Annotated in this window: 16 protein-coding genes; 9 read left to right on the forward strand and 7 right to left on the reverse strand. The window is 64.4% G+C overall.

Annotated features, from left to right (window positions below):
• Both E4O92_RS02470 and E4O92_RS02475 read right to left on the reverse strand, forming a co-directional pair.
• Nucleotides 1–621 (reverse strand): esterase/lipase family protein (locus tag E4O92_RS02470; protein WP_135188169.1); only part of this gene is annotated, 621 nt, incomplete at its 3' end.
• A 190-nt stretch (nt 622–811) separates the two neighbouring features.
• A complete protein-coding gene (locus tag E4O92_RS02475; protein WP_135188170.1) occupies nt 812–1,567 on the reverse strand; it encodes an RNA methyltransferase in 756 nt (251 codons plus the stop codon).
• Nucleotides 1,568–1,740: 173 nt separating this feature from the next.
• Between E4O92_RS02475 and E4O92_RS02480 the strand changes: the two genes are divergently transcribed.
• Entirely contained in the window at nt 1,741–2,520 is a 780-nt protein-coding gene (locus E4O92_RS02480; protein WP_135188181.1) for an inositol monophosphatase family protein, read from the forward strand.
• Nucleotides 2,521–2,737: 217 nt separating this feature from the next.
• Nucleotides 2,738–4,135, forward strand: a complete 1,398-nt coding sequence (locus tag E4O92_RS02485; protein WP_135188171.1) for a DEAD/DEAH box helicase — start codon at nt 2,738–2,740, stop codon at nt 4,133–4,135.
• A 369-nt stretch (nt 4,136–4,504) separates the two neighbouring features.
• On the opposite strand, the gene E4O92_RS02490 is transcribed toward E4O92_RS02485, so the two are convergent.
• From E4O92_RS02490 to E4O92_RS02510, 5 genes are all read right to left on the reverse strand, one after another.
• Nucleotides 4,505–5,857 carry a TolC family outer membrane protein gene (locus E4O92_RS02490; protein ID WP_135188172.1) on the reverse strand — a complete coding sequence of 451 codons (1,353 nt, stop codon included), beginning with the start codon at nt 5,855–5,857 and terminating at the stop codon, nt 4,505–4,507.
• A gap of 5 nt (nt 5,858–5,862) precedes the next feature.
• Nucleotides 5,863–7,221, reverse strand: a complete 1,359-nt coding sequence (locus E4O92_RS02495; RefSeq protein WP_135188173.1) for an HlyD family type I secretion periplasmic adaptor subunit — start codon at nt 7,219–7,221, stop codon at nt 5,863–5,865.
• Nucleotides 7,221–9,068 carry a type I secretion system permease/ATPase gene (locus E4O92_RS02500; RefSeq protein ID WP_135188174.1) on the reverse strand — a complete coding sequence of 616 codons (1,848 nt, stop codon included), beginning with the start codon at nt 9,066–9,068 and terminating at the stop codon, nt 7,221–7,223. Before E4O92_RS02500 ends, E4O92_RS02495 begins: the two co-directional genes overlap by 1 nt.
• A gap of 270 nt (nt 9,069–9,338) precedes the next feature.
• Nucleotides 9,339–12,902, reverse strand: a complete 3,564-nt coding sequence (locus E4O92_RS02505) for a DUF4214 domain-containing protein (RefSeq protein WP_135188175.1) — start codon at nt 12,900–12,902, stop codon at nt 9,339–9,341.
• A 299-nt stretch (nt 12,903–13,201) separates the two neighbouring features.
• Entirely contained in the window at nt 13,202–14,596 is a 1,395-nt protein-coding gene (locus E4O92_RS02510; protein WP_167759675.1) for a FecR family protein, read from the reverse strand.
• Nucleotides 14,597–14,848: 252 nt separating this feature from the next.
• Here E4O92_RS02510 and E4O92_RS02515 point away from each other — a divergent pair, with 252 nt between their 5' ends.
• The 7 genes from E4O92_RS02515 to E4O92_RS02545 form a co-directional block, all read left to right on the forward strand.
• Nucleotides 14,849–16,714, forward strand: a complete 1,866-nt coding sequence (locus E4O92_RS02515; RefSeq protein WP_229482960.1) for a CHASE2 domain-containing protein — start codon at nt 14,849–14,851, stop codon at nt 16,712–16,714.
• Entirely contained in the window at nt 16,711–17,943 is a 1,233-nt protein-coding gene (locus E4O92_RS02520; RefSeq protein ID WP_135188177.1) for a tetratricopeptide repeat protein, read from the forward strand. Before E4O92_RS02515 ends, E4O92_RS02520 begins: the two co-directional genes overlap by 4 nt.
• The gene (locus E4O92_RS02525) at nt 17,922–18,287 is read left to right on the forward strand and encodes a VanZ family protein (protein ID WP_229482962.1); all 366 of its coding nucleotides are present in this window, start codon (nt 17,922–17,924) and stop codon (nt 18,285–18,287) included. The genes E4O92_RS02520 and E4O92_RS02525 overlap by 22 nt, the downstream gene beginning before the upstream one ends.
• A gap of 29 nt (nt 18,288–18,316) precedes the next feature.
• A complete protein-coding gene (locus E4O92_RS02530) occupies nt 18,317–19,078 on the forward strand; it encodes a Crp/Fnr family transcriptional regulator (protein WP_229482964.1) in 762 nt (253 codons plus the stop codon).
• 49 nt (nt 19,079–19,127) lie between these two features.
• Nucleotides 19,128–19,949 carry an ABC transporter permease gene (locus E4O92_RS02535; protein ID WP_135188178.1) on the forward strand — a complete coding sequence of 274 codons (822 nt, stop codon included), beginning with the start codon at nt 19,128–19,130 and terminating at the stop codon, nt 19,947–19,949.
• Nucleotides 19,949–21,169 carry an ABC transporter ATP-binding protein gene (locus E4O92_RS02540; protein WP_135188179.1) on the forward strand — a complete coding sequence of 407 codons (1,221 nt, stop codon included), beginning with the start codon at nt 19,949–19,951 and terminating at the stop codon, nt 21,167–21,169. The genes E4O92_RS02535 and E4O92_RS02540 overlap by 1 nt, the downstream gene beginning before the upstream one ends.
• On the forward strand, nt 21,166–22,236 hold a 1,071-nt coding region (locus E4O92_RS02545), incomplete at its 3' end, for a class I SAM-dependent methyltransferase (RefSeq protein ID WP_135188180.1). The genes E4O92_RS02540 and E4O92_RS02545, both read left to right, overlap by 4 nt.

A 22,236-nucleotide genomic window follows, 5' to 3' on the forward strand; every position in this document is an offset into this window, starting at 1 on the left:
GCCGAGCGTGACCACGCGCGCCACCCGCGCGCTGCCGTACTTGCGCATCCACGCGCGCGCCACCAGGCCGCCCATGCTGTGCGCGACGATCACAAGCTGGCGCGCGTGCGCGGCCGCGCACAGGCGGGCCGCCGCCTGTTCGACCAGCGGCGCGTAGCCATCGATGTCCCCGCCCAGCGGTTCCAGATCGAGCGACGCATGGCTGATATGCGCCGCGTCGAACAGCTGGACCAGGTGAAACCAGTAGCCGCTGTTGCAGCCGTAGCCGTGCAGGAGCAGCACCGGCGGCGTGCGCGCGTCGCTGTAGACGCGAGTGTGCGCCGCGGCGCGCGGCATGTACCACGACGAGAGCAGCATGCTGGCCTTGAATTCGCCGAGCAGCAGGCGCAGCCAACCGCCCGGCCCGAGCCGGAACGCGGCCGGAGTCGCGCTCGCGCCGTGCGCGCTCATCAGGAAGTTGTTGGCATTGATGGCGAGCCGCACCAGCAGCACGCAGAGCAGCCCGCCCGCCGCCGCGAGCGCGGGTGCCAGGCCAAGCCAGCGCCAGAGCAGCAGCCCGATCGCGGCCGCTAACACCGCCTCCGCCAGCAGCAGCCAACGGACGATCCGGCGCACGCTCATCGCGTCACCCGGAACGTCATGCGTGATCTCGCCATGTCATAACCCCGTTGTCATGGTTCGTAGTGTAAGCGAATCGCGTGCTCATCAAAGTGATTGATCCGCGGCGCATCCCGTAGGGTGTGCAGCTTTGCTGCGCACGCGGATTCAATGCTCCGTCAGCGGTTCAGCCAACAGGCCTTGACACCGAAGATCAGCCCCGCTGGCGCAGCATCTGCCGCGCGATCCCGCGCAGGATATTCACTTCTTCGGTCTCGAGCTGGGTCCGGGCGAACAGGCGCTTCAAGCGCGGCATCAGCTTCTTGGGGTTGTCCGCATCCAGGAAACCGATCGCGACCAGCGCCTCTTCCAGGTGCGCGTACATACCCTCGACCTGCTCCCTGCTTGCCGCCACGCCCTGGAACCCGACGCCGCTCCTGGTCTGGCCCTCACCCTGCGCGGCCATCCGGCACTCATAGGCCAAGACCTGGGCCGCCTGCGCCAGGTTCAGCGACGAATAGGCAGGGTTGGCCGGAATATTGATCAGCACGTTGCATTGCTCGACGATCTGGTTCGGTAGTCCGAAGCGCTCGTTGCCAAGGATGAGGGCCGGCTTGAGATCCTCCTGCCCTGCCACCTGCCCGGCCAAGCTGCGCGGCGAACACACCGGCGGCGAAAACTCGCGCAGCCGCGCCGACACCGCCGCGGCAAAGTTGCAGCCTGCAAGCGCCTCGCCAATGCTGTCGACGATGCGGGCGTTGGCCAGCACATCGCCCGCGCCGCTGGCAAACGCCACCGCCTCGGGGTCCGTCAATGGATTGTCGCAGCGCGGCGCGACCAGCACCAGCTCGGAAAAACCCATCGTCTTCATCGCCCGCGCGACCGAGCCGATATTGCCCGCGCGACTGGTTTCGACCAGCACGAAGCGCAGACGGTTGAACAGAGACATGTTGATTTCTGACGGGTTCATTTAAAATAGCGGCATCGTGCGGTGACGAGCGGGTGAATTTCCGGGCAATGTGGGCCGGATTGTAACCAGTTTCGGCACCGCTTTGCTCTTTAATTCGTCTCGTACCAGACCGTTCACGGCGCACCCTAGCGCGGTGGGCGTTCGCGTTATTTCACGGAAAGCACATGCACCCAATGCTCAATACGGCCGTCAAGGCCGCCCGCCGCGCCGCCGCCGTCATCAACCGCGCTTCGTTCGATGTTGAACGCATCACTGTCACCGAAAAACAACACAATGATTTCGTCACCGACGTCGACCAGGCGGCCGAGCAGGCGATCATTGAAACCCTGCTCAAGGCCTACCCCGACCATGCGGTCCTGGCGGAGGAATCGGGTGCATCGAAAAACCTGAACGACGAGAGCGAATTCGCCTGGATCATCGACCCGATCGACGGCACCACCAACTTCATGCACGGCTACCCGAACTTCTGCATCTCGATCGCGCTGCAGCAGCGCGGGGTGACCACCCAGGCCGTGGTGTACGACCCGGTGCGCAACGACCTGTTTACCGCGACCAAGGGCGCCGGCGCCTACCTGAACGACAAGCGCATCCGCGTGCGCAATCCGGACCGCGTGGCCAAGGCGCTGCTCGAGTGCGGCCACGGCGCCGATCCGCGCGCGCTGGTCGAATACCTGAAGCTGTACGAGCTGATGCAGCCGCGCTGCCAGGCAATGCGCAACAGCGGCTCGGCCGCGCTGGCGCTGGCCAACGTAGCCGCCGGCCGCAGCGACGGCTATTTCGAAAAGCGCCTGAAAGCCTGGGACATCGCGGCCGGCGCGCTGCTGGTGACCGAGGCCGGCGGCATCGTCGGCCAGTTCGACGGCGAACCGGGCTACCTGGAATCGGGCGACGTGCTGGCCGCCGGTCCCAAGGTATTTGCCCAGCTGGTCACGCTGTTGTCTCCTTTCGCGTAAAATACGCGCCGCGCACCTGGGCCGCGCTCAGGTGTCGCCCTCCTCGGAAAGTGTGACAAAAACTTTCCACAGCGAAACAAATTTCACTATAATCCCCGCTGGCCGCCTTGCGCGGCCGGCGTAAGCGGTCTGGCGTAACGACCCCTGCTTTTTCCGAACTGATTGTCCCCGATCTGGCGCAGCTTGCTGTGACGGGTCGATCTTTAGCTTACAAAATATGTCATTTTCTACTCTCGGCCTGTCCGATGCCATCGTGCGTGCAGTTACCGAACAAGGCTACACGAGTCCGACCCCGATCCAGAGCCAGGCGATCCCTGCGGTGCTGGGGGGCGGAGACCTGCTGGCCGGCGCCCAGACCGGCACCGGCAAGACCGCCGGCTTCACGCTGCCGGTACTGCAGCGCCTGTCGACGGACAAAGTCGGCGCGGCCCTGCGCAACAAGACCGCGCCGCGCGCGATCCGGGCGCTGATCCTGGCGCCCACGCGCGAACTGGCGGCGCAGGTCGAGGAAAGCGTGCGGGTCTACGGCAAGTACACCAACCTCAATTCGGCCGTCATCTTCGGCGGCGTGGGCATCAACCCACAGATCAAGCAGCTGCAGCACGGCGTCGACATCCTGGTCGCCACGCCCGGCCGCCTGCTCGACCACATCGGCCAGGGCACGGCCGACGTGTCGAAGATCGAGATCCTGATCCTGGACGAAGCGGACCGCATGCTCGACATGGGCTTCATCCACGACATCCGCAAGGTGCTGGCCGTGCTGCCGCCCAAGCGCCAGAACCTGCTGTTCTCGGCCACCTTCTCGGACGACATCAAGGCGCTGGCCGACCGCCTGCTGAACAACCCGGCGTCGATCGAAGTGGCGCGCCGCAATTCGACGGTCGAAGTGATCGCGCAGAAGATCCATCCGGTCGACCGCGACAAGAAGCACCCGATGCTGTCGCACCTGATCCGCGCCAACGACTGGCACCAGGTACTGGTGTTTACCCGCACCAAGCACGGCGCCAACAAGCTGGTCGAGCAACTGGGCAAGGACGGCATCGGCGCGATGGCGATCCACGGCAACAAGAGCCAGTCGGCGCGCACCAAGGCATTGTCCGAGTTCAAGGACGGCGCGCTGCGCGTGCTGGTGGCCACCGACATCGCCGCGCGCGGCATCGACATCGACCAGTTGCCGCATGTGGTGAACTACGACCTGCCGAACGTGCCGGAAGACTACGTGCACCGGATCGGCCGCACCGGCCGCGCCGGCGCGACTGGCGAGGCGGTGTCGCTGGTGTGCGTGGACGAGCATCAGATGCTCAAGGACATCGAGAAGCTGATCAAGCAAACCCTGCCCCGGCATGTGATTCCCGGCTTTGAGCCGGACCCGAACGCCAAGCCGCAGCCGATCCAGCTGCGCAGCGGCGACCGTGGCCACCAGAACCGTGGCCGCGCGGGCGGCAACCGCAACGCCAAGCCGCGTGCGGCCGGAACCCCGGCCGGGCAGGCCGCCAATGGCGGCGGCAACCGTACGGGCGGACGCGGCGGCAATCCGGGTGCCAACCGTGGTGGCAATGCGGGCCATGGCGGCCGGCAAGGCGCCCCGCGCCGCCAGTCGGAGCGCAGCAACTGATCGATTGCCCGCAGCGGCGGTACTGCCCGCGGGCGTTACATCGTAACGTGAATCAACCGCATGTCGAAGGCGTGACTATGCCTCGCCGAAACATGCGATAAAGAAACGCAAAACGCGATGCAATGTTGGCCAAGCGCCACCGCTGGCGCCTCTAACCGTGAATTGCGCTGCGTTTTGCGTGATTCATCCTACGGGGCGGCACGTCGCTTTGCAATGCCCGTTAGGGTGCGCACCTGTGCGCACGCGGTTCGCGGATGCGGCGCAGTGGCGCGGCAGCCGCGAGCCAGGTTGCTGTGACCGCGTGCGCAGCAAAGCTGCACACCCTACGAAACCCAGCATCGCATGGGCACAGGTGCCCACGCTTTCCGGTCAGCGGAAATACGCGCCGATCTGGCGCATGTCCGAATCGCCGACGTCGCCCGCCATCGCCCGCAGGCGCAGCACGCCGATCAGGTAGGTATATCGCGCCTGCGCCAGGTCGCGCTGGCTGGTGAACAGCTGCTGCTGGGCGTTGAGCAAGTCGAGGTTGATGCGCACACCGCCCTTGATGCTCTGCTCGGTCGCCTTCATCAGCTCATTGCCCGATTCCACCGCCTTCACCAGCGCGCCAATCTTGTTGACGCTGCCTTGCACCACGCTGTGCGCCTTGCGCAGGTCCAGCATGAGCTTGTTGGTGCGTGCCTCCAGGTCCGCCTTGGCACGCTCGTAACCCGCAACGGCCTGGCGCGTAACGGCGTTGACCAGACCGCCCTGGTAGATCGGAATGTTCACCTGCACGCCGATCGTGCGGTTCACCGTGTTCTGGTTGAACGTGTTGAGCGACTCCGAATCGCCTTTGCTGTAGCTCGCGGTCAGGTCCACCCGCGGATAGTGGCCGGCCTTCTGCTTGCTGATCTCCAGCCGCGCGTTTTCCACCGCCAGCCGCGCGGCTTCCAGCTCGTGGTTGTTCTCGAGCGTGAGCTTGTGCCACTTCTCGAACGGCCCGATGTCCAGGTCGCCCACACGGAAGCTGTCCGACAACCTGTCCAGCTCGCCCGGTTCCATGCCGATCACAGCGGCCAGCGCGTTATGCGCCACGGTCGCGTTTTCCTGCGCTTCCACCAACTGGGCCTCGGCCAGGTCGAGCCGGGCCTTGGTTTCGAGCATGTCCGTCTTGGTGCCCTCGCCTTTTTCGAACAGGCGCTGGTTGACCTTCTGCTGTTCCAGGAACACGTCGCGCTGCACTTTGGCCAGCGCCGCCTGGTCGTCGGCGAACAGGGCGTCGCAATAAGCAGCCAGTACCCGCACCGCCACCTCGTTGGTGTTGGCCTCGTACAGCGCTTCGCCCTGCCGGGCCTGCACCTTGCCCTGCCGGTAGCGTGCAATGCCATCGATGTTCAGCAGCGGCTGGCGCAGCTGCACCGAGGAAGAGCGGCTGATGTAGCGCGGGTGCGTCGGAATCACCGTCTCCCCCTGGATGTACTCCTGGTCCGCCACGTTCTTGCTACCGGAGAACTGGGCCGACACGGTGGGCAGCAACGCGGAGCGCCCGAGCACCGCATTTTCCCTGGCGCTCTCGTTCTCGTAGAAGCTCATCCGGTACGTGGGGTCGTTCTTCAGCGCGGCCTGGTACGCGGCCTGCAGGCTGACCGCGCCCGCGTTGCCGGCGGCGGCAAGCAGCAGCACGGCCGCCGCACAGGCACTGCGGCGCAGCGCGCCGCGCTTGGATTTGAATGCGGCCATCTGGATCAGTCCTCGCTCAGCGCCGACTTGGCGCGGTCCATCACGGGTTTGAGCAGGTAGTTCATCATCGTACGCTCACCGGTCTTGACGAACAGCTCCGCCGGCATGCCCGGAATGATGTTCAGGTGGTGGTCCGCGATCATCTTCGCGCCCTTCGGCGTTACCTTGACCCGCACCTTGTAGTAAGGCGCCCCGGTCTTCTCGTCCACGCTGCGGTCGGCCGACACGGTTTCCACCTCGCCTTCGATGTGCGGCGTGCGGTTGGAGTTAAACGCGGAGAACATGATCTCTACCGTCAGGCCCTGGTGCACCTTGTCCACCAGGTTCACCGGCAGCGAGCCTTCCACGATCAGCGGGTCGTCCACCGGCACGATTTCCATCATCTTGTAGCCGGCGCCGACCACGCCGCCCTGCGTGAACACGGCAGAATTGACGACCGTGCCGTCCACCGGCGCCTTGACTTCCACATTGTCCAGGTCGTAGCGCTGCCCTGCCAGGCGGGCCGCCAGCGCCTCGGCTTCCTTCTGGGTTTCCGTCAGTTGGGTGCGCACTTCCTTCTGGTAGTCCTGCAGGCGCTGCGCGCGGCGCAGGGCCATCTCGGCCACCTGGCGCTGCGTGCGGCCGATGTTGCCGATGTCTTCGGAAAGCGCGCCGGACAGCTGCGCGAAAGTGCGCTCCAGGTCCAGCAGGCGATTGCGGGCGACGTAGCCTTCCTTGGCGAGGTCGCGCATGCCCGAGAGCTGCTCCTTGAGCATGTTCATTTGTTCCTTCTTGCTCTCGCGCGACTCTTCGAAGCCCTGCACTTGGATTTTCAGGCCCGCAATGGATTCGTCCAGGCCCGCCAGTTCGCTGCGCAGCGAACCCTGGCGCGACATCAGCAACTGGTTCTGCAGGCTCATCAGCTCGGCCGCCTTCGGCTCGCCGCGGCGCTTTTGCAGCTCGTCCGGAAAGCTGATCGTGCTCTTTCCATCGCGCTCGGCGATCAAGCGCGCTTCGCTGGCGCGCGCGCTCAGGTACTGCCCTTCGGTCACCTCGTAGTTCGATTTCGCGGAGATCCCGTTCATGCGCACCAGCACCTGGCCCGCCTTGACCCGGTCGCCGTCCTTGACGAGGATGTCCTGCACCGTGCCGCCGTTGAGGTGCTGCACGGTCTTGCGGTTCGACTCCTTGGCTACGGTGCCCGACAGCGGCACGCCCTTGTCCAGCGGCGCGAGCAGCGCCCACAGCAGGAAGCCGCCGAAGCCGAGCAGCACGATGATCCAGCCCAGGCGCGCATGGGCGCGCGCGTCGGTGTTCACTTCAACCGGGGTGACGTCGTGCGAGACGATGTCCGCCGGGGCGTTTTTATTCTCGATCAGTTTCATTATTTACTTTCCACGGTCGTAGCTGCGGCCGGCGCGTAGTTGGGCGCCTGGGGGCGCGGGGCGGCCTGCTGGGCTGCCGCCTGCGCCTGCGCCTGCGGTTGCTGGGCTGCCGCCTGCGCCTGCTGTTGCTGGGCTGCCGCCTGCGCCTGCTGCTGTACCTGCTGGTTCAGGGCTGCAATTACTTCATTGGTCGGGCCGAACATCTGCGCCGTGCCGTCGCGCAGCAGCAGCAGCTTGTTGGTCGCGCCCAGCACGCTGGTGCGGTGGGTGATCAGCACAATAGTCTTGCCGCGCTGGCGCAGGTCGAGCACGGCCTGGACCAGCGCCTGTTCGCCCACGTCGTCCAGGTTCGAGTTCGGTTCGTCCAGCACGATCAGGGCCGGGTCGCCATACATGGCGCGTGCCAGGCCGATGCGCTGCTTCTGGCCGCCGGACAGGCCGGCGCCGCCGTCGCCCAGCACGGTGTCATAGCCATTGGGCATGTGCAGGATCATCTCGTGCACGCCGGCGCGCTTGGCCGCCAGCACCACCTTCTCCGAGTCCACGTCGCCAAAGCGGGCGATGTTTTCCCCCACGGTGCCGGCAAACAGTTCGATGTCCTGCGGCAGGTAGCCGATGTGCGGGCCGAGCTGGTCCTTGTTCCACTGGTAGATATCAGCGGCGTCCAGGCGCACGTTGCCCATTGCGGCCGGCCACACGCCCACCAGCAGGCGCGCCAGCGTCGATTTGCCCGAACCGCTCGGTCCAATGATGCCGAGCACGTCGCCCGCGGCGATGCCGAAGGACAGGCCCTTGATGACGGGGAATTTGGTGCCCGGCGGGGCGGCGGTGACGCCCTCCGCGGTCAGGGTGCCTTGCGGGGCCGGCAGTTCCATGCCCGCCTGGCGCGGTGGATTTTCTTCCAGCAGGGCAGTCAGGCGCTCGTAGGAGCTACGGGTGCTGCTCCACCCCTTCCATACGGCGATCAGCTGCTGCACCGGCGCCAGCGCGCGGCCCACCAGGATCGACGCGGCAATCATCATGCCCGCGGTGATCTTATTTTCAAGCACGAGCAGCGCGCCCAAGCCCAGCACCAGCGACTGCAGCGACACCTGCACGAACTTGGTGGCGGCGGCGATCTTGCCGCCCTTTTCGCTTGCTTCAGCCTGCAGGATCAGGAACTTGCCGTGCAACTTGTACCAGCGCTGCATCAGGTTGGGCAGCATGCCCATCGACTCGATCACCTCGGCGTTGCGCAGGTTGTTGGTGGCCAGCGTGGTGGACTTGACGGCCATGGTGTTGGCCTCGGCCAGCGGCTTCTTGGTGACCTTTTCGTTGACGATGGCCAGCACCACCAGGACGGCGGTGCCGCCCAGCGCGAACAGGCCCAGCGACGGCTCGAACATGAAGATCACGATCAGGTAGACCGGGAACCACGGCGCGTCGAAGAACGCGAACAGGCCGTTGCCGGTCAAGAACTGGCGCAGGTTGGTCAGGTCCGAGAGGGCCTGGCCGGCGTTGGCGCCGGTGCTGCGCTTGAGGTTCTGTTCAAAGGCCGCGGTGTAGACGCGCTTGTTGAGCGTCATGTCGAACTTTGCGCCCACGCGTACCAGCACGAACGAGCGAATTAATTCCAGGCCCGCCATCAGCAGGTAGGCGCCCAGCATCAGCAGGGTCAGCATGCCCAGGGTCAGCTCGTTGCGGCTTTGCAGCACCCGGTCATATACCTGCAGCATATATACCGATGGCACCAGCATCAGCAGGTTGCTGATCGCGCTGAATGTGCCCACCGTCCAGAACGTGCTTTTAAATGCCAGCAGGGCTCGCTCGATTTCGTTTTTCTTGCTGAAAGGTTTGTTGTTGTTCATTTGAGAGTACTCGAGTTGAGTCGGGCTCCCAGAGCGCGTGTCAAGCGGCCTCAGCGGGAGTGAGGCACATTATCTCTCAAATCTTGAACGAAATGTGATGTACATCACATTTTTAACGAGAAAAATACCGAGGTGTGGTATGGATGTCGCGGAGGATGAACACCCTGTTGCAATGCGTTCAGGAAAAAAAACCCCGGCTCCGAAGAGGCGGGGTTTCTTGGGCTCTAAGCTCAAGCCCAACCGTGCGGCTGGGCTTGTCTCTTGGGGAGATTAGCCGAGAGTGATGATGCCACCAGCAGCGCTAGCGGCACCCTGGTAGCCAACCAGGATGATGCCTTCGATGTCGGTACCAACACCAGCACCGTCTGCATCGTAGACCACCATGCTGTCCGTACCGGTCGCCGAAGCAACGAACTTGTGGGTCTCGGTGTCGTAGAAACCACGGACGATGGAAGCGGTAGCACCAGTTGCACCACCGATCGAGGTTACCAGAGCACCGGTGAAGCTTGCGCTCAGAGCACTCAGGTCGATGGTGTCGCCGGCTTGCATGCCGATCACAATGTCGATACCGGCCAGGTCGGTCGTAGCTTTGGTTGCCATTGCAGCAGTAGTTGCTACCGACAGGGTCTCGCCAGCCGCAGTCATCACGATACCGTTGGTCACACCAGCGGCGTGAGCACCGAACGTGATGATATCGGCACCAGCACCGCCGGTCACCAGGTTGTAGCCGGTGCCAACAGTGATGATGTCGTTACCTGCGCCCGTGGTAATGACGTTCATGCCATTGCCAGCAACGATAGTGTTGTTGCCACCCGTGGTGGTGATGGTGTTGTTACCGTTGCCCACGGTGATCGTGTTGTTACCAGCGCCAGCGTTGATGGTGTTGTTGCCGTGACCGGAGACGATGGTGTCGTCGCCAGCGCCGCTGGTGAACTTGTTGTTGCCATTGCCAGCAATCAGGGTGCTCTTCAGACCGTTGGCGGTCAGGTCGCTGTCCTTGGTGTTGCTACCGATGATTTTCAGGCCGTTGGCAGTTGCAGCGGCAGCGTTCACTTTAACGGTACCGGTTGAAGCGGATGCATCGATCACGGTGTTGACGTTCAGCGCCAGGGCGCCGGTGGTCACGTCCACTTTGCCAGAGCCGGTGAATTTCATGCCGGTGATTGCGGTCATGCCGGTCAGCGAACCGATGGTGATGCTCTTGCTGCCGTTGATGTTCACCTGTTCAACACCAGCAATGGTCGGGGCAGCCAGCGTGGCGTTAGCTTTATTGTTGGTGATGTTCACGGTGTCCAGGTTGCCGACCAGGGTTGCATCCTTCACACCGATGTCCAGGATCTGGGTGCCACCTTGGATGGTGATAGCACCAGCCTGGGTCGCGTTCAGGTTCGACACGGTTACGTTGCCGTCCAGGATCACACTGGTGAAGGTCGAGCCGGTGAACTTGCTGATGTCAGCGGTAACGCCGGTGTTCAAACGCAGGACTTCGAAGTTCAGGAACTTCGCTGCGGCAGCGCCGGCGAAGGCTGCATTGTTGGTTACGATCAGCTGGTCCGCGGAACCTGCGCCGCCGTCAACGGTTGCGGTCTGCGCCGCAGCGTTTGCGCCTACGGTCACGGTGTCGGTGCCGGAACCACCAACGTACTTCTGGCCTTCACCAATGGCGATGGTAATGGCACCGCTGCTGCCGGAAGCATCGATCTCAGCGGTAGATGCCCCGATGGTGGCGGTACCGAAGTTCAGGCCAGCCGCGCCGGTCAGGTTAACCTTGGTTGCTTGGGCAGTAGACAGGGTCAGCTTGTTGACAGCGGTGCCGTTGCTTACCACGTTCACGGTGGTGGCGGCTGCGTCGGTGTAGGTACCGGCAGTGATGCCTTCCAGGGTGAAGTTTTGGGTGTGGCTGGCGGTGCCGTTGACAACGGTCACGTCGCCGGTCATGCCCTTAGCGGAGACCTTGGTCAGTGCCAGGCCTGTCAGGGTGGAGTTGCCAGCGTTTTCCAGGGTCACGGTGGTCAGGGTGGAGTGAGTCGCGGAAGCGTCCGTCACCTGGTTGGTTGCACCGTAGTTGCCCTTGATGGTAGCGGATGCCAGAGCGGTGTTGGTGGTGGCAGTCACGTTCACGCCGCCAACCTGACCAGCTTTAGCAACGTCTGCGGCGACAACTGCGTCAGCAGCGGTCTTGGCAGCCAGCGCGTTGGCATCGTTGAGCAGGTCAGCAGCCTCAGCAGCAGCCTTGGCAGCAGCAGCCGCAGTCTGCAGCGGCGTCACGATTGCCTTGGCAGCGGCTTGAGCAGCAGCTGGGGTGGTTGCCAGGCCAGCAGCGAATGCAGCATCGATCTGCATTTTCTGAGCCATCGTGATAGCACCAGCTTTGTAGGCAGTCGTGGTGGCCAGGCCGATCGACAGCGCCTTGGACTGGTTAGCGGAGACATTAGTCGCAAGGTCAATGGCGGCGACCAGCGCAGCCAGATCGGTGACAACCTTTTGGGCAGCCGTTTTTGCCTTGCCGGCTGTGTCGGTGTCCGCGAGGGCAAGATCGTTAGCGTCGTTTGCGTCGCTCGCAGCATCCGTATGCGCGGTACGAGTAGCCAGGGCAACCGCTTGCGAGGCGGTTGCATTGATGGTAGTGCCACCAACAACAGTAATCGCGCCAGAGGCCGCAGTCACGTTCACTGCGCCGGTAACTGGTGCCCCGGCGACGCCTGCTTTAACTGCACCCGAACCGTTGTTGGTAATGGTCACGGTACCTGCGGCATCTTGAACCTTAATCTCTGCGGTGTTCGATTTCGCAGCGGTCACGGTGACATTCTTACCACCAGCCAGCCACACACCGTCCAATGCATTGGCCACGGTAACGTTGGTCGTTGCACCGGCAGTCACAGCGCTGGTGTGACCGATCTTTTCGGCAGCAGTCAGGTTCAGTTGGTTCACGCCGGTCCACGACGACACATCACCGTCAATCCAACCGGTGGAAACGAGATTAACCGTTTCAACATTGGTGACGGTCGCGCCCGCTGCGCTGAACAGATCCACGTCCTTGCCAACGATGTTCAGCGTGTCGTTACCCGCACCGCCGTTAATCTTGTCCAGCGAGCTAAACGTCATGGCGCCGTTCGCATCAGCTGGAGCGTTGAAAACATCGTCGCCCATGGTACCCGTGAGGATATCAATACCAGTAGTGAGCGTGTACGTCTTACCCGGGGTCGCGGCGTTTACCAGGACGTCCACAGTGGCAACCACGGTGGCGTGGTAGTTGGTCGTATTGGTTGCGTAATCCACAGCAGCGAGCATGTCGCGCGCGACTGCAGCAGCGGCGTCGCCGGAGTAGGCGTTGATTTGGGCAACGCTGATCAGGGAGCTGGTGAAGTCACCGGCCACTGCGATCTTGTTGGTGACGGTTTTCGCGTCCAGCAGGCCTTGCGGGGTGGTGTTGTTGAGCGCGCCGTTAGCGATCGCTGCGGCAGCGGTGCCGCGCGGCTGCGCGCCGCTGGCGATGGCGTCGGTCCAGAATTTCCAGCCTTCCGTGTCAGGAGCGCGGTTCAGCACGTGCAGGTAGATCGCTTCCACGAATTTCGACACGCCCAGCGGGCTGGTGTCGGTGCCGTACATGTCGGTTGCTTCTTTCGAAGTATTGAAGCTGTTGACCAGGGCGGTCAGAGCCGACTTGCCGGTCTTGTCGGCGTTCAGCGCCGCATCCAGTTCGGCCATCGTTTTCGGCGCTTTCATCGCGTCCAGCTGCGCGCTGAAGTTGGCCATGCCGAAGTAGTCGGCAGGACGGCCAAAATACGTAACGTACAGAGTTTGCACGATTTGTGCGTAGTCTTGTGCTGCCATGATTTTAAATCCTTATAGTGTGGTTTAAACCGAGTTTCTGCCGTCCAAAGTGCAAAACAGCGCTGTCTGCAAATTGAACACTTTTTCGCAGAAGCGTGAGTATATTGCCAGAGCATGCGGGAAATGTTGTGACGGCCATCACAAAGCACATTTTTTTGTGGTTTTTGAGCATTAATTTCGGGATTCGCCGGGCCATTTGCTCCATTCACGAGCGGTGAGTCGCCGTTTTTGTAATGAAGTTGAAAAAAAACGCAGGCTCCCGCCTGCGTTTTTAATATGCATATAAATGACGTTGCTTCTTATCTTTTCCAGCCCGTGGCGCCGCTGATGGTCACGCCCGGATACATCGAGTTTTTAAATATATACCCGGCCTCTTCCGCGTTGGCGCCACTCAGCGCACCTCGGATCACGGTTTGCGAACCCATGGTGCTATTGAATATCCCTTTATCATCGACCAGCCCGTAGCCCTTGACATCGTATTTCCCTTCCGCGTCTGAAACCACCAGGTTGGTAGTAAAGCTGCGGTCGCTGAAATTGATCCCCAGGCGGCCTGAATCGACATTGGCCTGGCTCTCGCCCGAGGCGTCCCGCTGGATATATGCCTCGCTGCTGGCCAGGTTAAAGGCGACCTGCCCTTCGGTAGGCATCACCAATACCGCGTTACTGGTACGGCCGATGGCGTAATCCCCAAGGAACGCCGGGGTACCCACATTATTTTTTTCCAGTGCGGCCGGCAAGACCACGGAGCCGGCCACCGCTTCCCAGCGGCCCCAGAACACCTCCTGCGCCTTGGGGGTAGGGGAAGGGGTAGGAGTCGGGACCGGAGTCGGGACCGGAGTCGGGTCCGGAGTCGGGGTCGGGGCCGGGGTCGGGTCCGGGACCGGGGTCGGGGTCGGGGCCGGGGTCGGCTCGGGCTGCACTTCGACCGGCGGCGGGGGCGGCAGCGAAGGTGACGGCGGCGGGCGCAAGGCGCCGATCGACTCGCTCTTTTGCACTTCGAGGTTGATCGGCGTAGGCAGCACGGCGGCGGCCACCTTTCCCACCGGCTCGTCGCTACGCGCAGGCACGTTTAATTCCGGTGCAACCGAAGAGCTTTGCAACAACTGCGGCACTTGCTGCCCGCGCTGCACTTGCAGCATCACATCCGGCCGGCCGGCAAACAGCTCGCGTGCGGCCGCCCCTTCGCAGGGACCGATCCCTTCAGGGCCGCAGGCGCCGGCAAACCCGCTGACCACCACGCCGCCAGACACGACCGACACCCACGAACTTTGCTCATTCGTGTAGACGATAAAGTCGGTGCCGCGCACGCCAATGGCGGCTACCGGGGTATTGAAACGGAAGTTTTGGCGCGCCTGCTTGACGGCGGTGCCGGAAATACTGCGCGCCACCCCGCTCAACAGTTCCAGCTTGAAGCGGTTGTTTGCCGGATTGGCCTGGTCCACGTGGTAGGCCTGCACCCGCGCCTTGCTGTTCGGGCGCAGGATCAGGAAACCGTTGTCGACGGTCTTCATGTAGATATACCCGTCCACCCCGGTGCTCAGCTCGTCGCCTTCCTGCACCGGCGCGTCGAGCACCGCTGGGCGAGCTGCGACCTGGGCTGCGCCAACCGCGAACACGACGTGGCCAGCCTGCGCCGCGAAAGCGGAGCCGGCAGCGATGGCCAAGCCGAGGGCAACAAGGGTGCGACGCAGCATAAAAAATCCTCCTGGATCACATTCTCCCCCTGCAAGTGCGAGGATGGCTGTGACCGCCATCACATTTTAGCAAGGGAAAACCTTTCGTTCAATATTTTTCCTGAGTTGTGGTTGCGCGCATACGCAGCCACCGGCTGGTGCTGCCACGTTTCCGCCGGGTATAGTGCTGGGGGCAACAAGTAGTTATACTTAGCCATTTCTTCTTCGGCGGATTGCGCCTGGCCGGGCCGCCAGGGCCTGATTACTCACTCAATGAAATTTGCCGTTCCGCACCCTGCCCTGCCCATGCCCGCCACGATCGCGCGGCTTGTGATCCTGGCGGCCGCCGTCGTGCTGACCGCCTGGTCGCAGTGGTCGGCGCAGGGCGCCCCGGTCAGGCTGGCCGACGAATGGTTGCGTGACCGCTTCATCCGGCTGCAGGCGAGCAACACGCCGGAAACGCGCATCCTCGTGGTCGATATCGACGAGGCCACCCTGGCCGCCTACCCGTGGCCGTGGCCGCGCTCGCGCCAGGCCGAACTGGTCGAGCGGCTGGTCGAACAGCAGCCGCGTGGGGTGGCGCTCGACATCGTCATGCTCGAGCCTGGCGAACCCGGCGGCGACGCGCGCATGGCAACCCTGGCCGAGCATGGCCCTGTCGTCCTGGCGCAGCTGTTTGACTACAACCATGGCGGCGCGCCGCTGCGCTCGGGCCGGCTCATCGGCGGCATCGCCCCGGCCGCGGCCGGCGCCACGCCCGCTACCGGCTACCTCGCCAACCATGCCGGACTGGCCCACGCCGCACATGCCGGCAATATTGGCGTGATCCCCGACAGCGACGGCATGCTGCGCCGGATTCCCATGGTCACGGCGTTCGAAGGCCGCACCTACCCGACCCTGGCGCTGGCCCTGCTGCAGTGCTGCGGCCCGGCGCCGGCGCCGGCCACGCCGGCGGTGATGCGGGTCCCGTTCCGGCATACCTGGGATGCCTTTGCCGGCGCCAGCGCGGCCGACGTGCTGGCCGGGCGCCTGCCGCCCGAGCTGGTGACAGGCAAGCTGGTGCTGGTCGGGTCGTCGGCACTGAGCGTGGGCGACCGCGTGCCCACCCCGCTCGGTCCCGCGACCGCCGGCCTGCTGGTGCATGCCGAACTGCTGTCGGCCCTGCTCGACCACCAGGCCGGCCTGGCGCCGGCTTCGTGGCCCGGCGCCTGGATCGCGCTGGCGTTCAGCCTGCTGGTGGCCATCCTCGTGGCCTGGGCCTTCCCGCGCCTGTCGGCCGCCTCGAATGTGGCGCTGCTGTTCGCCGCCTCGTGCCTGTGGCTGCCGGTGGCGTACGCGGCCAGCCGCCACGATCCCGATTTCTCGCCGGGCGGCCCCATGCTGTCGAACCTGCTCCTGTTGGCGGTGGCGGTGCCCTTTCATTGGCAACTCACCCAGCGCAAGTCGCGCCAGCTGCTGGGCACCTTGCGCCAGTACGTGGCCACCGCCGTGGTCGACGAGCTGCTGCGCAGCGACATGAAGGATCCGCTGGCGCCGCGCCAGTTGCAGGTCACCACCCTGATCGCGGACATGGAAGGCTATACCAGCCAGGTGGAAGCGCTGCCGGTGGAAGAGGCGGCGCGCCTGACCACCGACTTCCTTGACTGCCTGACCCGGCCGGTCCTCGCACGGCATGGCACGCTCGACAAGTACACCGGCGACGGCCTGGTCGCGTTCTGGGGCGCCCCGCTGCCCCAAGCCGAGCACGCCGACCTGGCCCTGGATGCCGCGCGCGACATCCTGCGCGAAGTCGCCCAATTCAGCCGCCGGCGCGTGGCGGCCGGCCACACGCCGCTGCGGGTGCGGATCGGCATCGAAAGCGGGCTGGCGATGGCCGGCGACTACGGCACCGCGCTGCGCAGCATCTACACGGCGGTCGGCGACAGCGTGAACACCGCCGCGCGGCTGGAGCAGCTGGCGCGCGACTTCCCGCACGACGTGATCATCGGCGCCGGCACCGTCGAGCGTTCGAAGCGGCACCGCTTCGTCATGCTCGGCGAACGCCAGTTGCGTGGCAAGGAGAAAATGGTCCGGCTGTACACGCTGGACAACCGGCGCGCGCAGGCCGCATCGGCCGAGCTTGCGGAGCGCCGCGCGTGAGGGCTCGCTGGAAGGGCTGGGTCGGCGCGTTCCTGCTGGCCGCCTGCGGCGCCGTTGCCGCGGCCGCCACGCCGCAGGACCTGGAGACGCTGTACCTGAAGGGGTTGCAGCTGATGAACGAGGGCCGGCAACAGGAGGCGGCCGCCGCTTTCGAACAGCTGATCGCGATCGCGCCCCAGCATGCGGGGGCGTGGATGGAACTGGCGATGCACCAGTGCGCGCTGGGCGATGCGGCCGAGGCCGAGCGGCTGTTCCGCGAGATCGAGATGCGCTTCGCGCCATCGGCCGGCATCCTGGAGGTCATCAACGCCAGCCGCAGGCAAGGCTGCAAACCATGGCAGGCGAAGCAGTACGCCAGTTTTGCGCTGGCGCGCGGCATCGACACCAACGTCAACCAGGGCGCGAGCAACCCGGTGTTTGCGATCGGCAGCGGGCCGGACCGCATCGAAGGCCTGCTGTCCGACGACTTCCTGCCCAAGCGCGACAGCTATGTGCAGGCCGCGTTCGACTACACCCGCGAACTGAACCAGCAAGGGATGGTCGGCTTCGTCCAGATGCGGGTGCGGCGCCAGGACGAGATCAGCCAGCAGGACACCAATTCCCTGCTGCTGGGGCTGGACCGCCCGTTCCAGGCCGGCATCTGGCGTTCGCACGGCACGCTCAGCGCCAGCATGGTCACGCTGGGCGGCAAGCTGTACCAGCGCCAGCTTCAGTTGCAGGCGCGCACCACGCCCAAGCTCAGCGTATTGCCGGAGCACCTGGACCTGACCTTGTCGGCAGCGCTGGGCAAGATCGAATATGTCACGCGCCAGGGGTTCGACGCCACCAACGGCGAACTGGGCGCCCAGCTCAACTATCGCACCCCGCAGGCCCTGGGGCAGGCGGCGGCCGGCCTGCTGGCGGACCGCGGCGAGAGCGCGCGCCCGGGCGGCAACCGCCATGGCTGGTACGCCAGTGCGCAATTGCAGCGTGCCTTGTTCGACCGGGCGACCGGAGAGCTCGGCTGGACGCGCCAGGACTGGCAAGGCGAGAGCGTCTACTCGCCGCAACTGATCGACGCGATCCGCCACCAGAGCACGCGCCAGTGGCGCGCGACCGTGAACATGCCGCTTGCCAAGCACCAACTGTTGCAGCTGGAATGGCGTCAAGTACACAATCGGGAAAACATATCCCTGTTTCAATATAATAGCCAGGCGCTGCAGTTGAGTTGGCGCTGGAATGGCTTTTGACATGGAATGGGTTGGTGATGCGTTGGGAGGCGGTACTCTTTTTGATCGGCCTGGTGGGAATTCCACTGGGCTGCCTGTTTCCGGCGCGCCTGCTGCCCGCCCTGCCCAATGACAAACTGTTGCACTTTGTCGCGTTTGGCGGCATGGCCCTGCTTGCCGGCCGCCTGGTGCAGGGCGAGGTCCGTGTGTTGCTCGCGCTGGCCGCGGTGTTTGCCGCCAGCTGGCTGATCGAACTTTTGCAAAACCTCGTGCCGGGGCGCCGGTTTTGCTGGCGCGACCTGGGCGCGAATGCGGCAGGGGTCCTGTTCGCCGGCGCCTCCCTGGCGCTGCTGCCGCCGCCGTGAGCGTCAACCAGAATTCAAAAACAATACGAATGACTGAACAAGACAAGCAAGCTGGCATGGGCGACCCTGGCGCGACGCAGGCCGGCGCGGCCACGCCCGCCGCAGGGAACAACCAGGTCAATATCCAGATTCATCTGCGCAAGATTCCGCTGCTGGCTGACTTGAGCGAGGAGGACATGCTGCGCGTGCGATCCGAAATCCGGATCCGTGAATACCCGCAGCGCGCGATGGTGTTGCAAAAAGGCGGCGCCGGCGACAGCCTGCTGTTCCTGCTGTCGGGCCAATTGCAAGTGATCGACGTGACGGAGGACGGGCGCGCGATCGGCCTGCGCATGCTCGCGCCGGGCGACTTCTTCGGCGAAATCGCGGTCATCACCGGCGCCAACCGCTCGGCATCGGTGGTGGCGCTGACCCCGGTGCTGGTGGCGCTGTTGCCGCGCACGACCGCGCTGCACCTGTTTTCGCATTCGCCGTCGGTGGCCAACCAGATGCTGCGCTTCTTGGCCGAAAAGGTGCAGCGCGATTCCGAATTCCGCGCCTTGCTCAGCATCCACAACACTTCCAAGCGGATTTACGCGTTCATCCAGCTGCTCAAGCAGAAGAACCCGAACAACGAAGAAGTGATCGAGAACCTGCCGACCCACCAGGATATTGCCAACATGATCAACACCAGCCGCGAGACCGTGACCCGGACCCTGCTCACGCTGACGCAGCAGGGCGTGATCAAGAAGGGCACGCACCGACTGATCATCGTCAACCCCGACGCACTCAAGAAACTGGCCCAAGGCTAAGTGTTATAATGCCATCCCTTTTTTCCCGGGCTGTGCTCGCTATTTTTCTATGATTAGCACCCTGTCGCGCCTGCGCGCGCCGGCCATCCTGCAGGGCGTATGGAACTACCGCGGCTTCATCGCCGGCAGCGTCAAGCGCGAATTCCAGGCCAAGTACCGCAACTCGCTGCTCGGCGCCACCTGGACCATCCTCAATCCGCTGGCGTTGATCGTCGTGTACACGATCATCTTCTCCAACGTCATGGGCAGCCGCATGCCGGGCCAGGCGTCCGGCTTTGCCTACAGCATCCACCTGTGCGCGGGCCTCTTGACCTGGGGCCTGTTCGCGGAAATCACCAGCCGCGGCCAGGGCGTCTTCCTCGAGCACGCCAACCTGATCAAGAAACTCAGCTTTCCGCGCATCTGCCTGCCGATCGTGGTCGTGCTCAACGCGCTGGTCAACTTCGCGATTATCTTCGGCCTGTTCATCGCCTTCCTGGTCATCGCCGGCCTGTTTCCCGGCTGGGTGTTCCTGGCCGTGGTGCCGGTCTTGCTGATCCAGGTGGTGTTCGCCATCGGGCTGGGCATGATCCTCGGCGTGCTGAACGTGTTTTTTCGCGACGTCGGCCAGTTTTTCACGATCCTGCTGCAATTCTGGTTTTGGTTCACCCCGATCGTCTATGTGGCCGATGTCTTGCCGCCGTCGATCAAGTCGCTGCTGGCATGGAACCCGATGGCGGCCGTGGTGGCCGCCCACCAGAACATTATTTTGCACGGCAAGCTGCCGGACTGGAGCAGCCTGTTGCCGGTGAGCCTGCTCGCCCTGGCCAGCTGCGTGCTCGGCATGCGCCTGTTCCGCAAGCGCGCCGGCGAAATGGTGGATGAACTGTAATGGGCAGCATCGTCGTCTCTGGCCTGGGCAAGGCCTACAAACAATATCCAAGCCGCTGGTCGCGGCTGGCGGAGTGGCTGTTGCCGGCCGCAAGCGCGCGCCATCGCCTCAAGTGGGTGCTGCGCGACATCAGCTTCCGGCTGGGCGCCGGCGAAGCGGTCGGCATCATTGGCATCAACGGCGCTGGCAAGAGCACCCTGCTCAAACTGATCACCGGCACCAGCCAGCCGACCAGCGGCAGCGTGGCGATCAGCGGCAGCGTGGCCGCCCTGCTCGAACTGGGTATGGGCTTTCACCCTGATTTCACCGGCCGCCAGAATGCCTACATGGCCGGCCAGCTGCTCGGCATGGCGGTCGAGGAGATCAGCGCGCTGATGCCGCAGATCGAAGAGTTCGCCGAGATCGGCGAGTACATCGACCAGCCGGTGCGGGTGTACTCGTCCGGGATGCAGATGCGGCTCGCGTTCAGCGTGGCCACCGTGCGCCGGCCCGACGTCTTGATCGTCGACGAGGCGCTGTCCGTGGGCGACGCCTACTTCCAGCACAAGAGCTTCGAGCGCATCCGCGAATTCAGGAAGCAGGGCACCACCCTGCTCATCGTCAGCCACGACCGCGCCGCGATCCAGTCGATCTGCGACCGCGCGATCCTGCTGGACGGCGGACGGCTGGCGCTCGAGGGCAGCCCGGAACAAGTGATGGACTTCTACAACGCGATGCTGGCCGAACGCGACAACGCCAAGGTGGAACAAAGCGCCGCCGCCGACGGCCGGGTCCAGACCCGTTCCGGCACCGGCGAAGCGACGGTGACCCGCATCACGCTCGAAAATGCCGACGGCGAGCAGGTGGAGACGGTCAACGTGGGCACCGACGTGAGCCTGCGCATCGGGGTGCGCGTGAACCGGCCGGTGCGGCGCCTGGTGCTCGGCTACATGATCAAGGACCGCCTCGGGCAGCCGATCTACGGCACCAACACCCATCACATGGGCCAGCCGCTGACGGACCTGCAGGCCGGCGACGAGCTCGAATACCGCTTCCGCTTCCCGCTCAACCTGGGCGCCGGCAGCTATTCGGTGACCACCGCGCTGACCAGCAGCGAGACCCACCTGAGCGACAACTACGAATGGCGCGACCTGGCATTTTTATTTATGGTGGCGAATTTGAATCGCAACGAATTCGTCGGCTGCAACTGGCTTGAGCCGAAGGTGGACATCATCCGATGAGTGATTTTTACAAGGCGTTCGAAGACCGCTACCGCGGCTCGCGCGAGATGATCGCGGCCCGGCTGCGGGTCTACCTGCCCTTCATTGCGCCGCTGCCGGCGCTGTACCAGCCGGCGCGCGCGCTGGACGTTGGCTGCGGCCGCGGCGAATGGCTGGAACTGGCCGCCGAGAGCGGATTTGCCGCGAGCGGGGTCGACCTCGACGACGCCATGCTGGCCGCTTGCCGCGCGCGCGGGCTGGAGGTCCAAACCGCCGACGCGCTGGCCACCCTGCGCGCCATGGACGACGCCAGCCTGGCCTTGCTGTCTGCCTTCCATGTGGTCGAACACATGCCGTTCGATGACGTGCGGGCCCTGCTCGCCGAGGCGCTGCGCGTGCTGCAGCCGGGCGGCCTGCTGATCCTCGAGACCCCCAACCCGGAAAACCTGGTGGTTGGCGCCACCAGCTTCTACCTCGACCCGTCGCACCTGCGGCCGCTGCCGCCGCTCCTGCTGTCCTTCGCGGCCGAGCACGCCGGCTTCGGACGCGTCAAGGTGCTGCGCCTGCAAGAGGATCCAGCGCTGCGCGACGCGCGCTTCGTGGGCCTGCAGCATGTGCTCGACGGCGTCAGCCCGGATTACGCGGTGGTGGCCCAGAAAGCCGCCGCACCGCAGGTGCTGGAACAGTTCGATGCCGCGTTCGCGCCGGAGCACGGGCTCGCGTTAGGGGAGCTCGCCCACCGTCACGACGAACAGCTGGCGCAAGCGCGCGAGGATGCCCGCGCGTCGCTGGAACAGCTGGCACAGCAGGCACAGCGTGTCGAACGCAGCACCGAACACCTCGGCGAGCAGATGCGCGTCCACGGCGAACACCTGCACGCCCACGGCGAGCGCATTCACGCCCACGGCGAGCACATTCACGCCCACGGCGAACACCTTCGCACCCACGACGAACACATTCGCACCCACGGCGAACACATTCGCACCCACGGCGAAGACATTCGCGCCCACGGCGAACACATTCGCACCCACGACGAAGACATTCGCGCCCACGGCGAACACATTCGCACCCACGACGAAGACATTCGC

The sequence above is a fragment of the Massilia horti genome (assembly GCF_004614195.1).
In the GTDB taxonomy this organism is placed as follows: Bacteria; Pseudomonadota; Gammaproteobacteria; order Burkholderiales; family Burkholderiaceae_D; genus Telluria; species Telluria horti.

Excerpts from the sequence above, each read along its gene's own strand:
- E4O92_RS02485 (WP_135188171.1), top strand. The coding sequence starts at position 2,738 with ATGTCATTTTCTACTCTCGGCCTGTCCGATGCCATCGTGCGTGCAGTT.
- E4O92_RS02475 (WP_135188170.1), bottom strand. The coding sequence starts at position 1,567 with ATGAACCCGTCAGAAATCAACATGTCTCTGTTCAACCGTCTGCGCTTC.
- E4O92_RS02495 (WP_135188173.1), bottom strand. The coding sequence starts at position 7,221 with ATGAAACTGATCGAGAATAAAAACGCCCCGGCGGACATCGTCTCGCAC.
- E4O92_RS02535 (WP_135188178.1), top strand. The coding sequence starts at position 19,128 with ATGATTAGCACCCTGTCGCGCCTGCGCGCGCCGGCCATCCTGCAGGGC.
- E4O92_RS02515 (WP_229482960.1), top strand. The coding sequence starts at position 14,849 with ATGAAATTTGCCGTTCCGCACCCTGCCCTGCCCATGCCCGCCACGATC.
- E4O92_RS02500 (WP_135188174.1), bottom strand. The coding sequence starts at position 9,068 with ATGAACAACAACAAACCTTTCAGCAAGAAAAACGAAATCGAGCGAGCC.
- E4O92_RS02540 (WP_135188179.1), top strand. The coding sequence starts at position 19,949 with ATGGGCAGCATCGTCGTCTCTGGCCTGGGCAAGGCCTACAAACAATAT.
- E4O92_RS02510 (WP_167759675.1), bottom strand. The coding sequence starts at position 14,596 with ATGCTGCGTCGCACCCTTGTTGCCCTCGGCTTGGCCATCGCTGCCGGC.
- E4O92_RS02505 (WP_135188175.1), bottom strand. The coding sequence starts at position 12,902 with ATGGCAGCACAAGACTACGCACAAATCGTGCAAACTCTGTACGTTACG.
- E4O92_RS02480 (WP_135188181.1), top strand. The coding sequence starts at position 1,741 with ATGCTCAATACGGCCGTCAAGGCCGCCCGCCGCGCCGCCGCCGTCATC.
- E4O92_RS02530 (WP_229482964.1), top strand. The coding sequence starts at position 18,317 with ATGACTGAACAAGACAAGCAAGCTGGCATGGGCGACCCTGGCGCGACG.
- E4O92_RS02490 (WP_135188172.1), bottom strand. The coding sequence starts at position 5,857 with ATGGCCGCATTCAAATCCAAGCGCGGCGCGCTGCGCCGCAGTGCCTGT.